This is a genomic window from Streptomyces sp. NPDC014727, from assembly GCF_043083485.1.
Lineage (GTDB): Bacteria > Actinomycetota > Actinomycetes > Streptomycetales > Streptomycetaceae > Streptomyces.
Window position 1 is genome coordinate 1 of record NZ_JBIBYR010000085.1, and the last position, 1,198, is coordinate 1,198.

Consider the following 1,198-nt stretch of genomic DNA (forward strand, 5'->3'; position numbering starts at 1 on the left):
GAGGAACCGGCGTTTTACGTCTCTTAAAGTGCCTCCGGCTCGAAGCTGGTGGATCAGGGCCGGTAGCGGTGCGTATGCAGATCACCCTTTTGGGTGGTCTGCCAACTCCTGGGCCGGTATACGAAAGCTGGCCGGGAGGCCACGAGGAAAGCCTGCGGGGTACTCGTGGCGATGCCGCAGGGACACAGTCGGGCTCCTCCTTCATCGAGCGAACCACAGTGAACACGGGAACCGTCCCGAACCTCGCCCCATCACCTGCCTCCAGCAGGCCGACCGGGCTGAGCGCATCGACCGCTGATCGGTTGGGGACGGGGCGGAGCCGCCGTAGTACTCCGAGGCCGGGAGAGCCGGCCACATGGGGAAGGGCGGCAGCGGTATCGAGAAGGGAAGGAAGCTGCAATGCCGGAAGATGCCCCGCCGAATGGTGGAGCTCCGGGCCCTCGGGCCCGGGTACTGGAGATGCAGACCAAGCTTCACCGTTGGACGGTGGCCGATCCCGGCCGCCGGTTCGATGACCTGTTCAACTTCGTGCACGACCCGGCGACGCTGCTGGCGGCGTTCGACCGGGTCGCGGGCAACCAGGGAGCCCGGACTCCCGGCGTCGATGGCCTGACGGCCATCGACGTCGAGGAGTCGATCGGTGTTCCCGGGTTCCTGAACGACCTGCGGGCCGCCCTCAAGGACGGCTCTTTCCGTCCTTTGCCGGTGCGGGAACGCATGATTCCCAAGCCGGGAGGCTCGGGGAAGGTCCGCAAGCTCGGGATTCCGACGATCGCGGACCGGGTCGTTCAGGCAGCGCTGAAGCTGGTGCTGGAACCGATCTTCGAGGCCGACTTCAAGCCGGTCTCCTACGGGTTCCGGCCCCGACGGCGGGCCCAGGACGCGATCGCCGAGATCCACTACTTCGGCACCCGGGGATATCGCTGGGTGCTGGATGCGGACATCGAGGCGTGCTTCGACTCGATCGACCACACGGCTCTCATGGACCGAGTGCGTCACCGAGTGAAGGACAAGCGCGTCCTGGCACTGGTCAAAGCCTTTCTCAAAGCCGGAGTCCTTACGGAACTCGGCGAGAACAAGGAAACACTGACCGGCACCCCGCAAGGCGGCATCCTGTCCCCACTGCTGGCGAACATCGCCCTGTCGGCGCTCGACGAGCACCTGCACGGGCCCTGGGAATCAGGTGGGGCAATGGCCA

The 1,198-nt window shown here is 65.9% G+C and carries 1 protein-coding gene; it reads left to right on the forward strand.

The window, feature by feature from the left end:
* Positions 1-459: 459 nt before the first annotated feature.
* On the forward strand, positions 460-1,198 hold a 739-nt coding region (locus tag ACF1B9_RS38010), incomplete at its 3' end, for a reverse transcriptase domain-containing protein (protein WP_391746969.1).